Source organism: Lactobacillus gasseri ATCC 33323 = JCM 1131 (assembly GCF_000014425.1).
Lineage (GTDB): Bacteria > Bacillota > Bacilli > Lactobacillales > Lactobacillaceae > Lactobacillus > Lactobacillus gasseri.
The window spans coordinates 810790-833357 of sequence record NC_008530.1 but is presented as its reverse complement, the minus strand read 5'-3'; the positions used below and the strand labels follow the sequence as shown (position 1 = coordinate 833357).

Below are 22568 nucleotides of genomic sequence, written 5' to 3'. Positions count from 1 at the left end.
CTTATTCAATGCCATCTGATTAACGTTCCTGGTGATTCAATTTCTTTGCTACTAAATCACCAACTACTTGTACAATTAGCACTAACAATAAGACTAATAATGTTGCTACTAAAGTAACATCATTATTAAATCGATTATAGCCATAAGAAATAGCTGTATTACCTAGACCACCAGCTCCAACGGCACCTGCCATTGCTGTCAAGCCGATTAAACTAATCAAAGTTACTGTCGACACTCTAGCTAATTCGGATCTACTTTCTCTTAAATAAACATCAAAAATAATATCTTTAGTTGAAGCACCTAAAGCTTCAGCTGCTTCAATCTTTCCATTATCGACACTTTCAAGCGCAACTTGAACTTGTCTAGCAAAAAATGGAAAAACACCTAAAGTTAATGGTACTAAAGCCGCTTTCATTCCAATTTGAGTACCGACGATTTTCTGAGTAACTGGAGCAACGAAAGCCAGCAAAATAATAAATGGAACGGCTCTGAAGATAGATACAAGTTTATCAACGATCCAATAAACAACTTTATTGGCTAAAATTCCTTTTGGTTTCGTCAAAACAAGAAGTAAGCCAAAAACCAAACCAAGGATTCCTCCAAAAATAGCTGACCAAAAAGTCATAAATAAGGTTTGGAAAATAGCTGTTCCCCAACCAGCATCTCCACCCCAACCTAGGGCCACAACATTAGGAAAGTTTTTAGTCAAAAAACTAATCATTAGTCAGCACTCCTTTATCTAATTTCGTTACTACAACGTTTTTACTCTCTAAAAATTTAATTGCCTCTTTTTGTTTCTGCTCATCAAGGTTCAATAAAATAGCAAGTGTGCCAATTGGTTCACCACTTAAGACTTCTACATTTCCATACAAAATACTTGCTTTAGTATTTAATGAAACATCTAAATCGGCAACTACTGACTTAGTAACATCATTAATGCTATAAACCAACTGATATAATTCTGCATTATCTGCCAATTTATCAAAGTTGTACGTATTTAAAATATGTTGAGCCTGCAAAGCGCCACCTACAAATTGACGTGTAAGCTGCTTTTGAGGATGCAAGAAGACTTCTCTCAAATCTCCCTTTTCAATTACTTTTCCTTTTTCCATGACAGCGATTTTGTTTGCAACTCTTTTTACTGCATCCATTTCATGTGTAATTAAGACAATCGTTAATCCTAATTTTTTATTCAAATCATAAAGCAAATCTAAGATTTGATTAGTAGTTTTAGGGTCAAGGGCACTAGTTGCTTCATCAGAAATCAAAATATCAGGATCATTAGCTAAAGCACGCGCAATTGCGACACGTTGTCTTTGACCACCAGATAATTGTGCTGGATAAAAGTCAGATTTATCTTTTAAACCTACCAATTCTAATAAATGAAGTGATTTTTCTTCTAATTCTTTGTCAGACAAATGCGTATGCTGCAACGCAAAAGCAACATTTTCAATTACGGTTTCTTCATTTAAAAGATTAAAATTTTGGAAAATCATTCCAATTTTCCGTCTTTTTTCTTGAAGCTGCTTTTTAGAAACCTGAAGTTTACCTTCCTTGAATAAAATTGTCCCGTTAACTTCGACAGAACCAGCCGAAGGATATTGTAGTAAATTAATTGTTCTAACCAAGGTGGATTTTCCCGCACCGGAGAAACCAATCACACCATAAATATCGCCCTTATTTATTTCTAGATTCACATTATTAACTGCCTTATTTGGTCCAAATTGAACAGTGATATCTTTTAAATTAATTTGTGCTGTCATTAGACTTTCTCCTCTCTTACTTCAACTTCAATCCCCAAGCTGCAACTTCAGTTTTACCGTAAAGCTTTTCAGATAGCTTCTTAGTTTTTTCAGTTTGATATGCCTTAACTAAATCCTTGTAGACCTTGTTATTCTTATCCTTTTTATTTGCGACAATAATATTAATCCATTGTTCGGAATCCTTATTTAATGGCTCAATATAAATTGTCTGCTTGTCACCTAACTTAGCTGGAACTGCGTAGGTATTATTAACAATACTTGCATCGACATCATCAATTACTCTTGCTGTTTGCTCAGCACTGACTTCTTTAATCTTTAATCCCTTAGGGTTTGACGTAATATCAGCAACTGTAGCTAACTTAACGCCTTTTCTTAATTTAATTAAACCAGCATTCTTTAATACATATAAAGCTCTTGATTCATTAGAAGCATCATTTGGAACTGCAATTGTAGCTCCTTGTGGCAACTCATTAATATTCTGATATTTCTTTGAATACAATCTGATTGGAGCAATATAAGTATTTCCAATTGCAACTAGTGAACCATGATTTGCCTTATTCCAAGCGTTTAAAAATGTATAGTGCTGAAAGGCATTTAGATCAATATCGCCATTTTGAAGAACCTTATTTGGCTGATTATAATCTGTAAAGTTCTTAATCTTAATCTTTATACCATAATCTTCTTTTGCAATTTCTGCGACGCTTTTCCAAATCTCTGCGTCTTGTTTAGTTTGACCAACTACCCCAACAACTACTTCTTTTTGATCTTTTGTATTAGTACTCGTGGGGCCAAAACTAAACCAACCAGCAATGACAATTAAAACTGCTACCACTGACCAAATTATCCGATTTCTAATTCTCTTCTTATGCATCGTGCTTTCCTCCTAAACAAAAAAGCACTCATCCTTAAAAAGGACGAGTGCTCGCGTTACCACCTTTAATTTGCTATTTACTCACATAAATAACCTTAGTAAGTAGCTCCTACAATCAAATAGGAATTACCTTGCGTTGTTAACGATCGCAACTCCGTTGATAACTCATTATTAAAATTCATTACCACCATTTTAATTTCTAGTCCATCTTCAATTAGCTGTCCTATCTACTTCCACCACACGTAGACTCTCTAAAAGAACATTCCTAATTTACTCAACTAGCAAAATGTTTAAGTTAATTGTTAAAAATATATTATAATCTTAAGCAATTTTCGTCAAGTCTTTTTTTAATTTTTTATTTTCTTATCGAAACCATTATATTATCCTGATACATGAGGATATTTATGAATGGAGAAAGTAAGATGAAAAATAAAGTTGTCAAAATAATCATGTGGATCCTCTTTTGGTTCTACCTAATTCCATATTATCTTGTTAAAAAATTTTTATTTAAAAAGACCTCTCACCCAATTCTTTGGGCAAATTGCGTCACGCTTGGCCTATTCTTCGTATTAGGGCTGGCTACCTCTCCTAATACACATACTACAAGCCATCAATCCGCTCAAAAAACCACTTTAACTAAAAGCAAAAAAGTAGCCCATAAGACTGCTACTGAGACAATTACTAAAAAAGTGGGAACGGATGAACTAAATAAAGAAAAAGCTAGAGCTAAAGTTCTCACACAGGAAGAAAAAAACAAGCAAGCTGAATATGATAAATTAAAAAAGCAACTTGATAACTATCAAGAAAAAGAAGAAAAACAAAAACAAGAAGCTGAACAAGAAAGAAAAGCCGCAGAAGTCCAAGCTCAAAAAGAAGCTGCTGCTAAAAAGAAAGAAATTGAAGAAGCCCAGAAAAAAGCTCAGCAAAATCAAGAAACCAATAATGATAGCTCATCCAGTCAAGGCGATCTATATACGGCAAATCAAGGTACAATTGTCGGAAATCGCAATTCAATGATCTATCACGTTCCCGGACAAGCAGGCTACCACATGCATTCAGCTAATGCAGTCTATTTTAACAGCGAACAAGATGCTATTAATGCTGGTTATAGAAAGGCAAAAAGATAATGATAAATAAAAAATTTACTCAATTTTTAGCAGCTGCCCTCTTATTTTCGTTAGGTGCAAGTCAAACATATATCTCACAGACAAGTTCAGCTAGTGATATCAAGATTGTTAAAAAATATAAGTATGACTATAGTAATCAAAAAGAAGTTAGTCGCTTAAAAAATAAAAACCAAAAAGTTGAAAAGAAAATTAGCTCTTTGGACAAAAAAATAGCTGATCTTCAAAAACAATTAAAACATTACACCAACCCCAATGCTGTTGAGTCTTTAAGTAAACAAAAACTATCTACTCTCAACTACGAGGGTAAAAGTATTATTAATGTTGATAATAATAATCCTGATTTTTCAAAAGAAGATTTGGATACCAGCCATGGCGCTTGGCAAAAATATGGTGATCTTGATTCTCAAAATCGAGTAACAGCTGCCAATGCACTTTTAAACAAATCATTAATGCCAAAGGCTAAAAGAGAAGCTCTTCATGTTAACCCAACTGGCTGGCACAATAAAAAGATTAACCACCATTGGCTCTTTAATCGTTCACACTTAATTGGCTACCAATTAACCGGTCAAAATAATAATTGGAAAAACTTAATGACTGGAACTAGACACTTAAATGATCCCGACATGCTAATGTATGAAAATGAAGTAGCCACTTACTTAAAATCCTCGCCGGCTAATTATGTTCGCTACCGCGTAACACCAATTTTTAGAAATAATGAATTACTCGCCCGTGGAGTCGAAATGGAAGGACAATCGATTAATTCCAATGATGTTCATTTTCATGTTTATATTTTCAATGTACAAGATGGGGTAAATCTAGATTATGCTACTGGAAATAGCAAAATTTCTTAAAATTTAATAAAATAACTACATTAAAATTTTGATATTTGTTATACTGCTTTTCGCCTCTCTCAAATTTCCTAAGTTTAAATATATTTTAATAGCTCATAGCGCCAGTATGGTTAGCGTTTGTCCAACAGGTTTTGGTGTATGAATATACTAAATGAAGGAAGATAATATTATAAATTCTTCATTTAATTACAGTTTAACTTTATTCTAAAAAGCGCAGGCAGAAATCTGTGTGAAAGGAATTGTGATTGAAGTGATAGACAACTTAGGAGCTGCGATCAAAAAAAGACGCAGGAGTTTGAGAATGACTCAAGAAGACCTGGCGGAATTCAGTAGTCTATCAGTAAATTTCATCTCTAAAATTGAAAGAACAGGTAACCAAAATATCAGTATTCAAAAATTAGATACGATTGCAAAGGCACTACAAACATCCGTAATTACTTTAATTGATGAATCCTCAAAAACTCCTGAATCACAGACATTTGTAAATAAGTTAAGTAATGACCGTGTTTTTCTTGACAAGCTTACAAATGATATGAAAAAACTTCCTGTTGAACAGGAAGAAGCTTTAGCTAAGAGTTTTATTACTATAATTAATACTTTTGCTAAAGAAGATAAATAAAAAACTTTGACATTTAGAATTGCAATTTTGTGTTCTATTTGTCAAAGTTTTTTCTTTTATTTAATATTAGTAAATTTTTTCAACTTGATCTTGAATATTTTGATTATTTAAAAATTCATCATAGCTCGTATCAGCACGGCTAACAATTCCTTTAGGTCCAACTTCCACAATATGATCAGCAATAGTTTGAATAAATTCATGATCATGAGAAGTAAATAGAATCGATCCTTGATAGTCCTTTAATGCGTCATTAAGGGAAGTAATTGACTCTAAATCCAAGTGGTTAGTAGGATCATCCATTACCAATACATTAGCTGGTTCTAACATCATCCTAGAGAGCTGACAGCGCACCTTTTCTCCCCCGGAAAGTACCTTAATTTTTTTATCTATTTCTTCTCCAGAAAAGAGCATTCGGCCTAAGAAACCACGTAAGAAAGTGTTATCGTCTTGTTCTTTAGTAGCATATTGACGCAACCAATCTAAAATCGTTAATTCATCATTGTTAAAGTTAGCATTCAAATCGCGAGACATGTAGTTAAACGCAGTTGTTTGTCCCCACGTTACAGTACCACTTTCTGGCTTTACTTTACCAGCAATAATATCCATTAAAGCAGTAGTTGCCAAGGTATTGCGTGACAAGAAAGCAACTTTATCACCAGGACGAACGATAAATGAAACGTGGTCTAAAATCTTTTCACCGTCAACACTATAGGACACATCTTCTACTTTCAATAAGTCATTTCCTAAGTCCCGGTGCATTTCAAACTTGACATAAGGATATTTACGAGAAGATGGTTTAATATCATCAAGCGTAATTTTTTCTAACTGCTTCTTTCTTGAAGTAGCTTGTTTAGACTTAGATGCATTTGCCGAAAAACGTGCAATAAATTCTTGCAACTCTTTGATTTTTTCTTCTTTCTTAGCATTTTGGTTAGCTGCTAATTCAGATGCAAGTTTACTTGATTCATACCAGAAATCATAATTTCCCATATATAGCTGAATTTTGCCATAATCTACATCACACATTTGCGTACATACTTGGTTTAAAAAATGACGGTCGTGAGATACAACAATGACAATATTTGGATAATCAGCCAAAAAATCTTCAAGCCAGTTTACAGTATGAACATCCAAACCGTTAGTTGGTTCATCAAGCAAAAGAATATCAGGATTACCAAACAGGGCTTGCGCTAATAAAACTTTAACTTTTTCGGCTTCTGGCAACTCACTCATTTTACTTTGATGCAAGTCTTCTGGAATACCTAAAGACTGCAGCAACTTAGACGCATCAGCTTCCGCATTCCAACCATCAAGTTCTGCAAACTTTGATTCTAATTCTGCTGCCTTTACCCCATCTTCATCGCTAAAGTCTGGCTTAGAATAAAGTTCATCCTTGTCCTTCATTACTTGATAAAGTTCTTTATGACCCTGAATCACAGTATCTAAAACAGTAAAATCTTCAAAGGCAAAGTGATCTTGATTTAAACTAGACATTCTTTCATTAGCGTCAATAGAGATATTTCCCGTTGTAGGTTCAATTTTACCTTCTAAAAGTTTTAAAAAAGTCGACTTACCTGCACCATTAGCGCCAATTACTCCATAACAATTACCGGGAGTAAATTTTAAGTTAACATCTTCGTATAAAGTACGACCAGATAAATTCAAACTTAAATCTGAGACAGTAATCAAATTATTTTCCCCTCTTACATCTAATTTTTCTTATAGAAAGCGATCGACTGAAGAATTAATGCAAACTAGTAATAAATGTAGTTAATCCAAATAAGATTCCTGGAAAATTAGCTACAAATAACGGCCAATCTTTCTTCTCTCTTAAAAGAGCATATAAAACCCAAATAAGGCAGTTGATAGCCGCGACCAATGGCTGAATTGGATTTCCATAGTTTCCTTGCAAATTATTCATAATTTGAGGAATATAAGAAACATACATCAAAACAGACAATACAGATCCAATTCGTCCAATTGTTAATACAGTTTTATTATCAAAAGATTTAATTTTCTTTTTCAACTAATCTTCCTTTCTATAACTATAGTATCTAGTTTACTTACTTTCCATAACTATCTCAAGCATAAAAAAAGAGATTGATCAAAAATCAATCTCTTTTTAAAGAAATATTAACTTAAATTAATCTAAGTCAACGTTGTCTGGGAAGAATGCTAAACGTTCACCCTTACCAAGTTCTTCTTCGATTTCAAGTAAACGGTTGTACTTTTCAACACGTTCTGAACGAGCTGGAGCACCAGACTTCAATTGGCCACCGTTAACAGCAACTGCGAAGTCAGCGATGAAGGTATCACCAGTTTCACCTGAACGGTGAGAAATCATAGTGTTGTAACCATTCTTACGTGAAAGACGAATAGTTTCAAGAGTTTCAGTAACAGTACCAATTTGGTTCAACTTGATTAATGAAGCGTTACCAGCACCTTCGTGAATAGCCTTGTTCAAAAGCTTAGGGTTAGTACAAATGAAGTCGTCAAGAACGATTTGAATACGGTCCTTGTGGCTTTCAGTGAACTTAACCATACCTTCAACATCGTTTTCATCGTATGGGTCTTCCATAGAAATTAATTCTGGGAATTCATCAAGTAACTTGTCGTAGTAATCTGCCAATTCTTCGTCAGTAAGAACTTTACCTTCAAGGTGGTACTTGCCGTCTTCTTTGTTGTAGAAGTATGAAGCAGCACAGTCACATGCGATAGCAATATCTTCACCTGGCTTGTAACCAGCCTTAATGATTGATTCATGTAATGCCTTTAAAGCTTCTTCTGAGTTCTTCATGTTAGGAGCGAAACCACCTTCGTCACCTAAACCAGTTTCGTAACCCATGTCTTCAAGAACTTTCTTCAAAGTGTGGTAAACGTTAACGATCTTTTCAAAACCATCACGGAATGAAGTCTTAGCAACTGGAGTAATCATGAATTCTTGAATATCGATACCGTTGTCTGCGTGTTCACCACCGTTAATAACGTTGTGGAAAGTTTGAGGCATTTCAAGGTCAGTACCACCAAGGTAACGGTACAATGGTTGGTGGTTATCCTTAGCAGCTGCACAAGCAGTAGCCATAGATACACCCAAGATAGCGTTAGCACCAAGACGACCCTTGTTTGGAGTACCGTCTAAAGCGATCATAGTTGCGTCAATGTTTGGTTGATCGTGTGGATCTAATCCCTTTAAAGCATCATTGATTTCAGTGTTAACGTTGTTAACAGCGTTCATAACACCTTTACCACCAAGACGTGAACCACCATCACGTAATTCAACAGCTTCGTTTTCACCGGTTGAAGCACCTGATGGAACTTCAGCCTTACCTACGACACCGTTTGAAAGGGTAACGAAAACTTCAACAGTTGGGTTACCACGTGAATCAAAGATTTCAAGTGCATGTACATTCTCAATAACTGATTTGAGCATTAAAAAAATCCTCCTTAAATTTGTGGCGAAAAATACAAACTAACCGAATTGGCACTAGTCAGTGTCTTTCGTCGCTTTTAGGCATAGCCCTTTTGACTACAGATTTATTTTAAAGCAACTTTGTGAGTATGTAAACTAAAGAAGCAATTATTTTTTTGTAAAAAAAGATTGACCCTTAAAAGGCCAATCCCAAAAGTTGTTGTGCAATTGTAAAACAAAATAGAGCTAAGCTAGTCGCTCCTAAAACGTCAGATGGATAATGTGCTCGCATGTTTAAACGTGAAATAACCACTAGTCCCCAAGCAATTATCAAAGTAATTAGCAACCAAATCCCCATAGTATGTCCGAAAATCTGCCAAAGCATCAACGACATTATCGTGGCACTTAAAACATGGCCACTCGGAAAGCTATATCCATCTCGATAAGTTTTCATTGATAAAGGTCTTTGTCTTTTCACTGAATGCTTCAAAAAAATGCCAACTGCATCAGTTACAGCTAAAGTACCAAGTGCCCAGACTGCTAACCAGGGATGATCAAGCAAAACTAAAAGTCCAGCTAGCAAAAAATCCCAAACTACAATCACTTTAGGTTCATTTAAAACTGTAATAATCTTCCAAATTTTGCTATCTCTATTTCTAACAAGTTTATGGTGCAATAGATGATCATAAAAATTAAAGAGACGCGAATTTCTAATATTAAATATTAATCCTAATAGAATTATTGCTGAAATCATTAATTGAATTAAACAATGCAATTTCACTTTTATCTAACCTCAATCAAATGTGCTAATGATCATTGTAACAGCAAATAAATAAAAGACATACGTTTTTAAAATTTATTTAACAAATTAAGATAAAAAAAGCGGTATATCAATATTAAGTAATACTAATATACCGTAAAGCTACATAAAATTAAGGAGAGTACAGGATTTGAACCTGCGCGCCGGTATAAGCCGGTTCGCCGGATTTCGAGTCCGGTGCATTACCACTCTGCCAACTCTCCAATTACAACGCTCTTATTATAGCAATTAAGAAATAAATGGTAAATAAAAAAATGCCAATTCTAAAATTAGTCTTTAAAAAGTCACTATTCTTTCATATTTTTCCTGTATCTTAAAAATATACTGATTGACAATGAAAGGACTCGTATTATGGCAAAGATCATTATTTACAAGCCCCGCAAAATCAAATTAATGCGCCAGGCTATTGAGCGTTACCTAAACCATAAAATTATTAAAAACAATTAAATTTCTAGCCAACCGTTTTGGTTGGCTTTTTTAGTTAAAACATTTCAATAATTCTTTCCATCAATGGTGTAACTTGTCTATCTTTACGCCATACAATATTTAAATGCGTGATCCAGTGAGCATGTTTAATTGAGACAATATTACTTTTTGCGTATGCCTGTGCTATTGATTTAGGAACTAATGCAACTCCCAGTCCTTCATCAGCCCAGTGAATTGCTGTTCGAGCATCATCGCAAGTTACTGCGTAGAAAGGTCGAATCCCTTGATGACGAAAACTTCGATTGAATATTTCTTGAAAACGACGATATAAAATAATCGGCTTATCTTTTAATTGACTTAAATGTTCAATCTTCTCTCCCTCAAAATCATTTTCATTTGTAACTGCAACCATCGGTTCTTGATGAAAATCTTTAAAATTTAATCCTTCAAGGTTAAACGGAGTTCTTACAATTCCTAAATCTAAAATACCATCCTGCAATTGTTCAATAATTCCAAAAGTATTTGCTTCGTGTATTTCAAAAGATACATTTGGATAATAGTTAATTAATTTCTTAAATTGCTTATTTGGTACAACTCCTCCACAGGAAGAAATAACTCCAATCCGAATTTTACCTAATTCGCCTGCTTTAATTTGCCGAATTTGGCTTGTTGCAGTCAAACTAAGGTCAACAATTTTTTCAGCATACTTTTGAAATACCTTTCCCTCTTCAGTTAATTCCATCCCATGAGCATTTCTAATAAAAAGTTGTGCTCCAATTTCTTTTTCTAATTGTTTTAGCTGATAACTTAAAGGTGGCTGCGCAATAAACAATTTTTTAGCAGCAGATGTAATTTGTCTTTCTTCAGCTACCACTAGAAAATATTTTAATTGTTTTAGATTCATTATCGTTCATCTTCTTAATTGATATCTATTTTTTTAATATCTTATATCTTAATTTGATATTTTCTTAATAGCAAGAACTGCGCTAAAATACTTTAAGAAAAAGATTTAATGGAGGATTTTCATGGAAACTAAAGACTTGCACGGACTAACCGATGCCCAGGCAAAAGAACGTCTAGAAAAAGACGGTCTCAATGAGGTACCTGAACCTGAATTCAATTTCTTTAAAGAATTCATGTCAAAATTATGGAACTTATCTGCTTGGATCTTAGAAGCTGCGTTGATCTTAGAATGTATTTTGGGCAAATGGATCCAGTCCCTATTTGTTTTACTAATGCTTTTATTTGCGGCCTTTAACGGTGCAACTCAAAAGAAAAAATCTCGCCGAGTTTTAAATACAATTTCTCACGAATTAACTCCTACAGTTTCAGTAAAACGAAACGGAAAATGGAAACAACTTAATTCAAAGTTTTTAGCTGTGGGAGATTTAATTAGCTTAAAGCGCGGAGATGTTTTAGCTGCTGATGTAAAAATTGTTCAAGGTCAAATTACAGTTGACGAAAGCTCTATCACAGGTGAGTCAAAGGCTATTAAAAAATCTATTGGCGATACTGCCTATGCTGGAACAACTGTAGTTGATGGTGATGCTTTAGCTACAGTAACTGCAACTGGAAGTAATTCTCGCTCAGGTAAAACTATCAATTTAATTAACAATTCTGCAGCTCCTGGTCACTTGCAACAACTCCTTACCAGAATTATTTACTACCTTTGTTTATTAGATGGAGTTTTAACTTTAATTTTGGTAATTGCAGCTTTAATTAGAGGACAAAATGTCATTGAAATGTTACCATTCTTGGCTATGATGTTTATTGCTTCTATTCCAGTTGCAATGCCATCTACTTTTGCCCTATCTAATTCCTTTGAAGCAACGCGCCTTAGTAAAGAAGGAGTTCTAACTTCAGACTTAACAGGAATTCAAGATGCTGCTAACTTAAACTTACTTTTACTTGATAAAACTGGAACTATCACTGAAAATAAAACCGCTGTTTCTCAATGGGACAACTTAAGTAGCCTCCCAAATAAAGAGGTCTTAGCTCTAGTAGGAGCTGCAACAGATAAGCGTAGTCCAAGCATTATTGATACTGCTATTGACGAATATCTAGCAGAAAAAGGAATTACTCCTGATACACCTAACTCTTTTACGCCTTTTACTTCTAATACTGGTTATTCAATGGCTGAGATTAAAAACTACAACATTAAATTAGGCTCTTTTAAACAACTATCTTTAATCGATAAAAATGCTGATCAAGAGGCAAAAGATATTGACTTTACAGCTGGACGCTCAGTTGCTGTTTTGATCAATAATAAACTTGCAGGTGTATTTATCCTACGCGATAAAGTTAGATCAGATTCAAAAAAAGCTCTAGAGGAGCTTAAGAGACGCGGAATTAAACCAATTATGCTGACTGGAGATAATCGCAAGACAGCTGAAGCAGTTGCAAAAGAAGTCGGTTTAACCGGAAAAGTTATTTCAATTCATGATTTTAATGACAAAACTGATGTTAATGACCTAGCTGGAATTGCTGATGTACTCCCTGAAGATAAATTAAAAATGGTTAAACTCTTCCAGCAAGATGGTTATATTGTTGGAATGACTGGGGATGGTGTCAATGATGCACCAGCCTTAAAACAAGCTGAAGTTGGAATTGCCGTTTCAAATGCCGCCGACGTTGCCAAACGAAGTGGTAAGATGGTGCTCCTAGAAGATGGGCTTACTCCAATTGTTAAAATTCTAGATGCTGGTCACCGCGTTTATCAAAGAATGACAACTTGGTCTTTAACCAAATTATCTCGTACAGCAGAATTAACCATGCTTTTGACATTTGGCTACTTATGTTTCAACTACATCCCAATGGCTCTAAATGCAATGGTTATTTACACGATCATGAATAACATGGTAACGATGATGATTGGTACCGATAACACGCATATTATATTACTTATAAACCAGAAAGCTGGAATATGCTGAAATTAGCTAAAATTGCTTTCTCGTTAGCAGCTGGTTGGACTGTAATTGGTTTTGGCTTTGTTTGGTACCTTGTCTCTCATAATTATGCTCAAGGGACAGTATCAACAATGGTTTACGTTTACCTCGTTCTAAGCGCAATGTTAATTGTTTTAATCACTAGAACTAGAAAATTTTTCTGGCAATCAGCTCCATCAAAGTCAGTTGCGACTGTTCAAATTATTGATGTTTTACTAACTTTCGCTCTCGCAATACTGGGCTTAGCAATGACTAAAATCAACTTCGCCAATCTTGGATTAACAATAATTGTAGCTTTAATCGCTGCTATTATAATTGATTTGTTCTATCAACCAATTATGAAAAATAAATAATTAAAAGAAGCAGTCTACCATTTTTTAGTAGGCTGCTTCTTTTTTGCTCTCTAAGTATAAATTTTTAATGAAAAACAATAAATTAAATTAGTTTCCATACGTTTCCTTAATAAATAAAACGGAAATTGCCCCCAACACTCCAGAAATTCCTGCCGTCAGCATCATGGCTGGCATTGAACATTTTAAGAGTGGAAATAGTACGAAACTCAATAATGAAGCAATAATCTGCGGTAAACAAATTGAACAGTTAAATAATCCTAAATACGTCCCCATATGTTTGCCCGATAAAGCATTCGAAACCAGAGTTAAAGGATAAGTATTCATAGCTGCCCAAGAAATTCCAATCAAAATAAATGACAAGATAAGCAAATTTTGAGATTGAATAAAAAAGATCGAGCCATATCCCACAGCTCCAAGCAATAAACTAATTCCATACCCTAACTTATGATGGTCATTTGGTACTTTTGCCAAAATATATGACCAAATTACGGCAGCAATTGATTGTACAGCAGTCAAAACGCCAAACCAGTTACCTGCAAGTTGGTAACCAACAGAAGCTGGATCAAATGCTTTCCATACATTAGCTGCAATTGCGCCAGTAGCATAAGTTGATAAATATTGAAATGAGAACCAGCAAAATAATTGAACTAATGAAACTTCCCAGAAAACTTTGGGTGCTTTTTTTAATAAGACAAACCAATTTCCATCTTTTTTATTATCTTCTTCATTAATACCATGATAACGTGCATAAGTTTGAGGATCATATTCATGTACCTTTGTTACTGTTAACAAGCTAGTAATAACAAGGATTGCAGCTCCTACATAAAAAGAGATTACAACTGATTGTGGTACCACACCCTTTTTAGCAGTATTAGCAACTCCCAAAATTGTTAATAAAAATGGGAAAAATGCTGCAATTACTGCACCAGAATTTGAAAGCATACTTTGAATGCCATATGCATATGATTTTTGTTCATCATTAACCATATCACCAATCATCATTTTAAAGGGCTGCATAGCCATATTGGCAGATACATCTAAAATAGCAATGGCAATAGCACCAAAAACTAGAGCCTCAACCGATCCATAGCCTAAGCCAAAATTTCCGATATTTGGTAAGAGTAGCATCATAATTACCGCAAAAATCATTCCAATTAATAAATATGGTAATCTTCTTCCCCCAAGCTTAGGTGCCCAAGTTTTATCAGAAAGTGATCCAATGGCTGGTTGAACAACTAAGCCAGCCAAAGGCGGCAAAATAAAGAACCAGCCTAACTTCGTAGGATCTGCACCTAAAGTTTGAAAAATACGACTCATTTGCGATGTTTCAAGCGTAAAAGCAATTTGAATACCTAAATATCCAAAATTAATCATCCAAATCACGCTTTTAGCAAGTTCTGGTAAACCCGCTACTTTATCATTTTCATTCATAGTTTTCTCCCTCATCATTAGCGCACAAGCGCTTTCAACATTTTTATATTAAGTGAGGGTGAAACTGCTTTCAACGGTAAATAAAGTGTTACCGGTAACTAAATGTATCAAAAAAAGCCAAAAATCATTACATCTATATAATGATTATCAGCCTCTTTTATAAGCCTATTATTTCTCTTTTCTTTCATATTCTAAAAAATCATAGGCAAATTTATTCTTCTCATCTGCTTGGTGAGCTTTAGTATTGATTAGTTCAAAATCTTCATAATTTATCTTTGGCATCAAAGTATCACCTTTGAAGACATGGTGAATCTTAGTCTTTTCAATCATATCAACCTCATCCATGAATTCTTCAAAAACTCTTGCTCCACCAATAATATCAATTGTCTGTTCACTATGGTCCTTTATCCAATTCTTTAGTTCTTTAAGTTGAGAAAAAATTTTAACATGTGCGTTATTTTGATATTTACGTTGTAAAGTTGGACTAGTTGAGAGAATAATATGTTGTCTTTTAGGCAACAGTCCAGGGAAACTTTCAAAGGTCCGTCTTCCCATAACAATTATATGATTAGAAGTTAAATCCTTAAAATGTTTTAAATCAGCAGGCAAATGCCAAGGTAATGTCCCTTGGTAACCAATATGTCCATCTTCATCCTCAGCCCAAATAAACCTTATCATTCTCATCCTTCCCCTCTCACAATTATATAAACTAAACAGCTACGGGAGCTTTAATAGTACCATGATGCTTATAGTCAACGAGTTTAATATCTGACATTTCAAAGTCTTCAATCTTTTTCTTATCAGGATTTAGCCAAAGCTTTGGCGAGTCATATGGTTTTCTAGTCAATAATTCTTTTACTTGATCAAAATGGTTTCGATAAATATGCGCATCCCCTAAAGTATGAATAAATTCACCTGGTTTAAGACCAGTTTCTTGAGCAATTAAATTAACTAGTAAAGAATAGCTCGCAATATTAAAGGGAACTCCTAAAAACATATCTCCTGATCGCTGATAAAGCTGAACGCTTAAACGACCATCATTAACATAAAATTGAAATAAAACATGACAAGGTGGGAGTGCTGAATTTGGTACATCTTCTGGATTCCAGGCACTAACAATCAATCTTCTTGAATATGGCGTCTTTTTAATTTGATCAATCACATTTTGAATTTGATCAATAAAACCACCCTCTCGCTTTTGCCAGTGACGCCATTGAGCGCCATAAACATCTCCAAGATTACCAAATTTGACTGCGAAATCCCGGTCAGCTAAGATTCGCTCATCAAATTTCTTCATCTCTTCTTGATAGACTTGCTTAAATTTGGCGTCTTCTTGACTTCTGAGTCCAAAATTAGTCATATCAGGGCCATGATATTCATCACTTTCAACCCAGTTTTTGAACGCCCATTCATCCCAAATATGATTATTGTGTTCTAATAGAAACCGAATATTAGTATCTCCTCTTAAAAACCACAACAATTCACTTTTAATAAGACCAAAAGGAACTCGTTTAGTAGTTAAAATAGGAAAACCCTCACTCAGATTAAACCGCATTTGAGCTCCAAATATACTTCTTGTCCCCGTGCCAGTTCTATCTTCCTTATCATGACCTTCAATCATAATTTTATTTAGTAAATCCAAGTATGGTTGCTCTAAAGTTGCCATTATCTTTCTTCTTTCTATTGCGCATATTATACCTTAAATTATCATATATTTAGTGCTTTGGTAAATACAAATACTATATTTTGTATATTTTAAGATATGGTAGAATTAATTATCTATACAATTTGGAGGGATTTTAATGATTTTAACCTGGGATATCATAAGACGCATTATTGAAATACTTTGGTTAATTAATGTTGGCTTAGCTATTTGGACAGTTTTTCGCAGCCATCGTGATATTGCCTCAACCTGGGCTTGGCTTTTAATTCTATCGCTCTTACCATATATTGGTTTTATTCTATATTTATTCACTGGTCGTCAACTATCTCATGATGATATTTTTTCAATTAAAGCTGAACAGCAAAAATTCCGAGACCAATTCTTAAATGAGCAAAATAAATTATTAAAATTACACGATCTATTACCTAATAAAGATCAAAATCCCCGGGCACGAAGACTTGTTGAATTAAATTTAAATAATGATGATGCCCTCCTGACCTTTAACAATGAAGTAGAAACTTTTATTGATGGAAAAGTTTTATTTAAAAATCTTATCAAAAATATCGACCAAGCAAAAAGTAGTATTAATATTGAATTTTATACTTTTTATGATGACCAATTAGGTAACCAAGTTCTAAAAGCACTAGAAAAAGCTGCTAATCGCGGTGTTAAAGTTAGAGTTCTGTACGATGCTAGTGGCTCTCGCGGTACAAAACCTTCTTTTTTCAATAAACTTCGACAACTAGGTGGAAACGCTCAACCATTCATTTCAACAGCTGGTAATCGTTTCTTTACTACCCCTCGTGCTAACTATCATTTACACCGAAAACTGGTTATCATCGACAATCAAATTGGTTATATTGGTGGTTTTAATATTGGAGACCAGTATGTTGATCGAAGCAAAAAATTCGGTCATTGGCGTGACACGCATTTACGAGTAACAGGACAAGCTGCTCTCCTGATGGAAATTAGGTTTGCAATGGATTGGAATACAAGTTGTCGTAAATCCCATCTTCCTACGTATAGTGTCGATAATTTAATTGAAAAATTCAGATTAAAAGTTGTCCAGGAAAAAAATTTAGTTCCAATGCAAATTGTTTCTTCAGGTCCTGACAACAGTAATTTTGGTATTCGTCGAGCTTATGAAGAAATAATTGCGCAAGCACAAAACTACGTTTACATTCAAACACCATATTTAATTCCAGGTGACTCCATCTTAGAGGCCTTAATTATTGCTGCAAAGAGTGGTGTAGACGTTCGAATCATGATTCCATCTATGCCAGATCATGCTTTCGTTTATCGAGCAACCGAATATTACGCTAAGTACTTAGTTAATCATGGCGTAAAAGTATATAAGTATGATAATGGCTTCATCCATGCTAAAACTATTGTAAGTGGTTCTAATATTGCCTCAGTCGGTTCGGCTAATCAAGATTTTCGGAGTTACCAGCTTAATTTTGAGGTAAATGCTTTTACATACAATCCTGCCCTTGCAACTGAATTAAAAGAAATATTTGAAAAAGATCTAAAAGAGTCAACATTATTAACTAAGCAATACTTTAATAAACAATCTCATTGGCGTAAGTTTAAACAATATTTCTCAAGATTACTATCACCAATTTTATAAAAATGACCAAAATAAAAGAAGCTTCTTAGTTTTTAAACTATAGATGCTTCTTTTTTTGTTATTCTTCTTCATCCACTACAGTAATGCTTTTTCTTTCTTGATATGAATAATATACCCAAGCAATAATTCCAAAGGCTACTGGTCCAATAGCAGTCCAGAAGGATGTTGCATAATCTCCAGTAAAGAGTGGCTCAACACAAGTAAAGATAATACCAATTGCAACTACAAGCCAAACTACAATTGTTACCGTCCAGACACGCTTCTTTCCCTCAATAAATACAAATGGACGATCAATTCCTTGCTTCATCTTAAAGAAAGGATAAGCTCCAATCAAAAATAAGTAAGGTGCTGACGATGAAACATTCATCATATCCATCAAAATAGTATAAAACTGACCTGCTGCATTACCACCAAAAGAAATAAATAAGATAATAACACTAACAATCACCGCCTGAACCCACATTGAACGTTCTGGCATGCCATGTTTATTCAATTTAACCAAGTTTTTAGGTAAAAGTTTAGGATCACAACCTTCAATAAACGATTTAACAGGTGAATAAACCATTAAAAATGCTGCTGAAATTCCAGCCAATACATCAGCTAATCCGGCAAAACGAGAAAATGTAGCACCCAGTGTTAGGGAAGCTGAATGAGAAAGTCCAAAAGCCTTTCCTGTTTCTACTCCCAAATTGTTGATTAAAACATATTCCACATTGGCCAAATCAACATTTTTGCCACTTAATTCGCTACTCCAATTTGCAGCAACTCCACACATTAAAATATTCAAGACATATAAAGCTGTCATCCAGACCATAGCTGTAATCAAAGCTTTAGGAAAAGTCTTTTCAGGTTTATCAACAGAATCAATTACTCCCGCTGAAGTTTCTAAACCGCCATAAGCAAATAATGCATAAACAATGAATGACACCACAGCAATTGGAGACTGGAAAGCCGGATTAGGAGAATGAACTAATGATTGCACAGTCAACGGTTCTGCTAGATGTCCTTGATTCAAAAAGAAAACTAAAATAGATACTAAAGTAAAGCCAATTGTAATAGCTAAAGTAAAAAAGCCACCAACATTACTTACAGCAGCAATTTTATCGACACCTTTAGCGGCAAAAAAAGTCACTACTACTAAAAATATTACTTCTAAAATTCCCAATAATTGTGTCGATGACAAGTTTAAAAAATGCCAATTTTGCGTTGTATCATGACCTGAAATTGCAGTCGACACTGATACCAAGAAAAATTGAGTCGATGACACCAGCCAAACAACCCACGCAGCTAGCCAAATAAAAGTACCAATAAATGCAGTTTTTTCACTAACTGATCCTTTAAGCCAAGAAAAAATTCCACCTTTAACTCCCTTAAAAGCTGCTCCATATTCCGCAAAAATAAGTGCAGAAGGCAAAAAGAATAAAATTGCGGTTATAATATACCAAACAATACTTGCATACCCCATTTGATAATAGGCAGTTAATGAATTGCTAAAGCCAAAAATGGCTGAAAAGATCATCAAAACTAGAGTTTTTAATCCAATTTTGACGGATTTGTCTTTTTTCATAAAAAACTAAAACACTCCCTCTTTCAAACAAACATTAACTATTATGCGCTTTTTATTAAATTAATACAAAACCGATTAAAATTGAGCAAAATAAAAAGGCCTTAATTGGCCTTCTTAGCTCTTAAGCACCGTGGTACTTAACAAGACTGTAAATATCTAAATCAGGGAATTGTTCTCTTCCCTTCAAGTCAGTTAATTCAATATAAAATGCTGCACCAACTACTTCTCCACCTAAGTTTTCAATTAATTCCTTAGTTGCATGTAAAGTACCTGCAGTAGCCATCAAATCATCGCAAATAACAACTTTTTGTCCTGGCTTAATTGCATCTTTATGCATTTCTAAGACATTTGAACCATATTCTAAATCATAAGAAGCACTTTCTACTTCGCGTGGCAACTTATGAGGCTTACGTGCCGGTACAAAACCAATCCCTAATTCTGTTGCAACAGGACAGCCAACAATAAATCCACGAGCTTCAGGACCAACAATTACTTCTGCTCCACGACTCTTAGCATACTCAGCTAATTCATGAGTAGCAGCTCGATATAGCTTCCCATCTTGCAAAATTGGGGTAATATCGCGAAAGATAATTCCTTTATTTGGAAAATCCTTTACACTTGCAATGTGTTCTTTAAAATCAATTGCCATTTAAAGAGAAACCTCCATTTTAGACTTTCATTGAAAAATCAGACCTAACGGCCTTTGACCTGTATATTTTACCAAATTTTCAAATTAAAATCAGTTTTAAACCGAACTTTTTATTAATTTATGACTAGTAATGATCACTTTAAATATTGTTTAACGTAACTAATTAGTTGATCACTAGGCATTGTTCTAAGCTGATTTTTAAATTTAATCTGTGATGCTACACTAGTAAAATATCTTGAAGCTGTTAATTTTTTGCTTTCAGGACTCTTATTGCCAATAATTTTTCCATCAATAAATGAAACAAAACGTAATTCAAAAAATACTCTTAAAATAAACAAAATAGCTTGATAATCCAAACCAAGATAAGAAGATACCACCTGATAATCATCAATAGTCAAGTTAGGGTGAGCATAAATATATTTCAATGTTTTACCAAAAGCATCCCTACTAGGCAAATTATTAATTGGTAATTTATCAAATAAAAAACGTAGGTAGAGCTGATGATATTTATTTTCTAAAGCTGTGTTTAATTCAAGTTGATTACGCGGAGTATCTAATAAAGCTACAATCTCAGAATTTCCATGATAATCTTTAGCAAGGCTAAGCTTTTCCTCTGGAATTCCTAAACCATTTCTAGCCCAAGAAATAGTATTCTTATCAAAAATCAAATACCTGTCAGCAAATCCCATCACATAATCTTCTTGCCTCATGTCAATCACTTGGTCAAAAACTGCTAGTTTAGGTGCTCCATATTCAATTCCAGCCAGCATTCCTTGAACAGTAGAAACGTTTTTCCAGCTATTGAGAGATAAAGTTACATATAATTCTTTAATAAACGGAAGCAAGTTCTGATTCAAAAAACCTTTATTAAAACCTACAATTGTTAGTTTGCCATTATTTTTTTCTGCAGTAAACTTCACATGATTCTTATCTTTTCCCATCTTAAATAGGCTCTTGATGTGCGGTTCGCTGATACTAAATACTGGTTCGGGATTTCCTGTTCCAAAGGGACCGACCAAATTAATTTCCGTTAATGTATCTGGCGTAACTTCTCTTAAATTTAATTCAAAATCGAAATCTTTTACTTCAAGATCCGTATTTGGCTTAAAGCTTTTTTCAAAACGTGAACGCAGTTCTTCAAGTTTATCAGCTTTCAAAGATAAGCCACAGGCAAAATCATGTCCGCCAAATTTATCTAAAAAATCATCTTTCATTGGCTCTAAAGTATCAAATAAATTAAAGCCGTTGCTTGACCGACCTGAGCCTTTTAACTCACCATTTTCATCCTTAGTAAGAACAAGAGTCGGTTTATGAAGCTTTTCAACAACTTTATTAGCTACTAAGCCTAACACACCCTCATGAAAGTCTGGACTATATAATACTAGCGTATTTCGATGCTGCCAAACTTTTTCTTTAACTTGGGCTAAACATTTTTCATAAACTTCAGCTGTAAGCTCTTTTCTTTCATTATTTAATTCTTCTATTTTCGTTGCTATTTCTTCAGCTTGTTCTTCATCGTCACTCAAAAGTAGTTCAACCGCCAAACTAGCATCTGCCAGACGAACAACAGCATTTAGTCTAGGAGCGATATTAAAACCGACATCAGTTGCTGTAATTTGCCCCATGGTTAAACCAGCCTGCTTAATTAAAGCACGTAAGCCTGGACGCTCTGTTTGGTTCAAAATATCTAAACCACGCTTAACGATAATATGTCCTTCACCTGTAACCTTAACCATATCTCCTATAGTTCCGATCATGGCTAAGTCTAATAGTTCTGGCATTGCATCTTGCATTAATGCCCGACACATTGTATAAGCAACTCCGGCTCCGCAATAATCATCAAAAGGATATTTTTGACCAGGATAGTTACAGTGAACTGTACTAAAAGAGGCTGGTTTTTGATCCTGAAATGTATGGTGATCAGTTAATATTACATCAACGCCATGTTCTTGGGCGTATTTAACTTCTTCAACGCCAGTCACACCGTTATCAACTGTGATAATTAATTTTGTACCATCTTCTACTATTTCTTGGTAACGGCTCATACTTGGACCGTATCCATCTTTAAAACGATCCGGAATAAAAAAGTGAACATCGGCACCTAAGATTTCTAAGGTATCCATCATAATGCTAGTTGCTGTAATTCCATCAGCATCATAATCACCATAAATAGTTATTTTTTCACCATTATCAATTGCCTGATTAATACGATTAATAGACTTTTCCATATCATGCATTAAAAAAGGATCAGCCAAATCATTTTCATCTGCATTTAACCAAAAATCTAGCTTCTCTGCGGTATTAATACCTCTTAATGCAAAGAGTTTAGCTTGAATATCTGTTAATCCATAATCCTCAATTAATTCTTGATCTAAATTACTTGCTTGTCTTTGTTGCCATTTCATTATTTTTAGTTCACCTAAATCATTTATAACATCTAAGTTTCT

General features: G+C 34.3%; 18 protein-coding genes, 1 tRNA gene and 1 pseudogene. 5 read left to right on the top strand and 15 right to left on the bottom strand.

What is annotated here, in order from left to right; all coding sequences use genetic code 11:
- Window positions 1-19 precede the first annotated feature (19 nt).
- From LGAS_RS04160 to LGAS_RS04150, 3 genes are read right to left on the bottom strand one after another with little or no spacing between them, the layout of a single operon-like run.
- Window positions 20-721: a methionine ABC transporter permease gene (locus LGAS_RS04160; protein ID WP_003647450.1), complete on the bottom strand. Its 702-nt coding sequence runs from the start codon at window positions 719-721 to the stop codon at window positions 20-22.
- Window positions 714-1763: a methionine ABC transporter ATP-binding protein gene (locus LGAS_RS04155; RefSeq protein WP_003656320.1), complete on the bottom strand. Its 1050-nt coding sequence runs from the start codon at window positions 1761-1763 to the stop codon at window positions 714-716. The genes LGAS_RS04160 and LGAS_RS04155 overlap by 8 nt, the downstream gene beginning before the upstream one ends.
- A 16-nt stretch (window positions 1764-1779) precedes the next feature.
- Window positions 1780-2634 carry a MetQ/NlpA family ABC transporter substrate-binding protein gene (locus tag LGAS_RS04150; RefSeq protein ID WP_011678879.1) on the bottom strand — a complete coding sequence of 285 codons (855 nt, stop codon included), beginning with the start codon at window positions 2632-2634 and terminating at the stop codon, window positions 1780-1782.
- Between the two features lie 392 nt (window positions 2635-3026).
- On the opposite strand from LGAS_RS04150, the gene LGAS_RS04145 reads away from it, so the two are divergent.
- The 3 genes from LGAS_RS04145 (at window position 3027) to LGAS_RS04135 (ending at window position 5231) form a co-directional block, all read left to right on the top strand.
- Window positions 3027-3761, top strand: coding sequence for a sunset domain-containing protein (locus LGAS_RS04145; protein WP_003647452.1), 735 nt, complete (start codon window positions 3027-3029; stop codon window positions 3759-3761).
- On the top strand, window positions 3761-4612 hold the full coding sequence (locus LGAS_RS04140) for a DNA/RNA non-specific endonuclease (protein WP_003647453.1): 852 nt from the start codon (window positions 3761-3763) through the stop codon (window positions 4610-4612). The genes LGAS_RS04145 and LGAS_RS04140 overlap by 1 nt, the downstream gene beginning before the upstream one ends.
- A gap of 229 nt (window positions 4613-4841) precedes the next feature.
- Window positions 4842-5231 carry a helix-turn-helix domain-containing protein gene (locus LGAS_RS04135; protein ID WP_011678878.1) on the top strand — a complete coding sequence of 130 codons (390 nt, stop codon included), beginning with the start codon at window positions 4842-4844 and terminating at the stop codon, window positions 5229-5231.
- A gap of 66 nt (window positions 5232-5297) precedes the next feature.
- Here the strand turns inward: LGAS_RS04135 and LGAS_RS04130 are convergent, their stop codons facing one another.
- The 6 genes from LGAS_RS04130 to LGAS_RS04105 form a co-directional block, all read right to left on the bottom strand.
- Window positions 5298-6920, bottom strand: coding sequence for an ABC-F family ATP-binding cassette domain-containing protein (locus LGAS_RS04130; RefSeq protein WP_003647455.1), 1623 nt, complete (start codon window positions 6918-6920; stop codon window positions 5298-5300).
- A gap of 55 nt (window positions 6921-6975) precedes the next feature.
- Entirely contained in the window at window positions 6976-7257 is a 282-nt protein-coding gene (locus LGAS_RS04125; RefSeq protein WP_003647456.1) for a membrane protein, read from the bottom strand.
- A 117-nt stretch (window positions 7258-7374) separates the two neighbouring features.
- Window positions 7375-8661, bottom strand: coding sequence for a phosphopyruvate hydratase (eno, locus tag LGAS_RS04120; protein ID WP_003647458.1), 1287 nt, complete (start codon window positions 8659-8661; stop codon window positions 7375-7377).
- A gap of 175 nt (window positions 8662-8836) precedes the next feature.
- The gene (locus LGAS_RS04115) at window positions 8837-9421 is read right to left on the bottom strand and encodes a phosphatase PAP2 family protein (RefSeq protein WP_003647459.1); all 585 of its coding nucleotides are present in this window, start codon (window positions 9419-9421) and stop codon (window positions 8837-8839) included.
- Between the two features lie 154 nt (window positions 9422-9575).
- Window positions 9576-9663 (bottom strand) — tRNA-Ser (locus LGAS_RS04110).
- Window positions 9664-9941: 278 nt separating this feature from the next.
- Window positions 9942-10790: a LysR family transcriptional regulator gene (locus tag LGAS_RS04105; protein WP_003647460.1), complete on the bottom strand. Its 849-nt coding sequence runs from the start codon at window positions 10788-10790 to the stop codon at window positions 9942-9944.
- Window positions 10791-10911: 121 nt separating this feature from the next.
- Here LGAS_RS04105 and LGAS_RS04100 point away from each other — a divergent pair.
- A pseudogene (locus LGAS_RS04100) lies at window positions 10912-13184 on the top strand (HAD-IC family P-type ATPase).
- Between the two features lie 87 nt (window positions 13185-13271).
- Here LGAS_RS04100 and LGAS_RS04095 read toward each other — a convergent pair.
- The 3 genes from LGAS_RS04095 to LGAS_RS04085 all read right to left on the bottom strand — a co-directional run bounded on the left by LGAS_RS04095 (window position 13272) and on the right by LGAS_RS04085 (window position 16281).
- Window positions 13272-14615: an SLC45 family MFS transporter gene (locus LGAS_RS04095; RefSeq protein WP_003656328.1), complete on the bottom strand. Its 1344-nt coding sequence runs from the start codon at window positions 14613-14615 to the stop codon at window positions 13272-13274.
- 168 nt (window positions 14616-14783) lie between these two features.
- Window positions 14784-15293, bottom strand: a complete 510-nt coding sequence (locus tag LGAS_RS04090) for a dihydrofolate reductase (RefSeq protein ID WP_003647463.1) — start codon at window positions 15291-15293, stop codon at window positions 14784-14786.
- Between the two features lie 31 nt (window positions 15294-15324).
- On the bottom strand, window positions 15325-16281 hold the full coding sequence (locus LGAS_RS04085; protein WP_003647464.1) for a thymidylate synthase: 957 nt from the start codon (window positions 16279-16281) through the stop codon (window positions 15325-15327).
- Between the two features lie 136 nt (window positions 16282-16417).
- Here LGAS_RS04085 and cls point away from each other — a divergent pair, with 136 nt between their 5' ends.
- Window positions 16418-17905 carry a cardiolipin synthase gene (gene cls, locus LGAS_RS04080; protein WP_003647465.1) on the top strand — a complete coding sequence of 496 codons (1488 nt, stop codon included), beginning with the start codon at window positions 16418-16420 and terminating at the stop codon, window positions 17903-17905.
- A gap of 58 nt (window positions 17906-17963) precedes the next feature.
- On the opposite strand, the gene yjeM is transcribed toward cls, so the two are convergent.
- The 3 genes from yjeM to recJ form a co-directional block, all read right to left on the bottom strand.
- Window positions 17964-19472, bottom strand: a complete 1509-nt coding sequence (yjeM, locus tag LGAS_RS04075) for a glutamate/gamma-aminobutyrate family transporter YjeM (RefSeq protein ID WP_003647466.1) — start codon at window positions 19470-19472, stop codon at window positions 17964-17966.
- A gap of 121 nt (window positions 19473-19593) precedes the next feature.
- The gene (locus LGAS_RS04070) at window positions 19594-20121 is read right to left on the bottom strand and encodes an adenine phosphoribosyltransferase (RefSeq protein ID WP_003647467.1); all 528 of its coding nucleotides are present in this window, start codon (window positions 20119-20121) and stop codon (window positions 19594-19596) included.
- 134 nt (window positions 20122-20255) lie between these two features.
- The gene (recJ, locus tag LGAS_RS04065) at window positions 20256-22526 is read right to left on the bottom strand and encodes a single-stranded-DNA-specific exonuclease RecJ (RefSeq protein WP_003647468.1); all 2271 of its coding nucleotides are present in this window, start codon (window positions 22524-22526) and stop codon (window positions 20256-20258) included.
- Window positions 22527-22568: the final 42 nt, after the last annotated feature.

Excerpts from the sequence above, each read along its gene's own strand:
- LGAS_RS04160 (WP_003647450.1), bottom strand. The coding sequence starts at position 721 with ATGATTAGTTTTTTGACTAAAAACTTTCCTAATGTTGTGGCCCTAGGT.
- LGAS_RS04155 (WP_003656320.1), bottom strand. The coding sequence starts at position 1,763 with ATGACAGCACAAATTAATTTAAAAGATATCACTGTTCAATTTGGACCA.
- LGAS_RS04150 (WP_011678879.1), bottom strand. The coding sequence starts at position 2,634 with ATGCATAAGAAGAGAATTAGAAATCGGATAATTTGGTCAGTGGTAGCA.
- LGAS_RS04145 (WP_003647452.1), top strand. The coding sequence starts at position 3,027 with ATGAGGATATTTATGAATGGAGAAAGTAAGATGAAAAATAAAGTTGTC.
- LGAS_RS04140 (WP_003647453.1), top strand. The coding sequence starts at position 3,761 with ATGATAAATAAAAAATTTACTCAATTTTTAGCAGCTGCCCTCTTATTT.
- eno (WP_003647458.1), bottom strand. The coding sequence starts at position 8,661 with ATGCTCAAATCAGTTATTGAGAATGTACATGCACTTGAAATCTTTGAT.
- LGAS_RS04105 (WP_003647460.1), bottom strand. The coding sequence starts at position 10,790 with ATGAATCTAAAACAATTAAAATATTTTCTAGTGGTAGCTGAAGAAAGA.
- LGAS_RS04095 (WP_003656328.1), bottom strand. The coding sequence starts at position 14,615 with ATGAATGAAAATGATAAAGTAGCGGGTTTACCAGAACTTGCTAAAAGC.
- LGAS_RS04090 (WP_003647463.1), bottom strand. The coding sequence starts at position 15,293 with ATGATAAGGTTTATTTGGGCTGAGGATGAAGATGGACATATTGGTTAC.
- LGAS_RS04085 (WP_003647464.1), bottom strand. The coding sequence starts at position 16,281 with ATGGCAACTTTAGAGCAACCATACTTGGATTTACTAAATAAAATTATG.
- cls (WP_003647465.1), top strand. The coding sequence starts at position 16,418 with ATGATTTTAACCTGGGATATCATAAGACGCATTATTGAAATACTTTGG.
- yjeM (WP_003647466.1), bottom strand. The coding sequence starts at position 19,472 with ATGAAAAAAGACAAATCCGTCAAAATTGGATTAAAAACTCTAGTTTTG.
- LGAS_RS04070 (WP_003647467.1), bottom strand. The coding sequence starts at position 20,121 with ATGGCAATTGATTTTAAAGAACACATTGCAAGTGTAAAGGATTTTCCA.
- recJ (WP_003647468.1), bottom strand. The coding sequence starts at position 22,526 with ATGAAATGGCAACAAAGACAAGCAAGTAATTTAGATCAAGAATTAATT.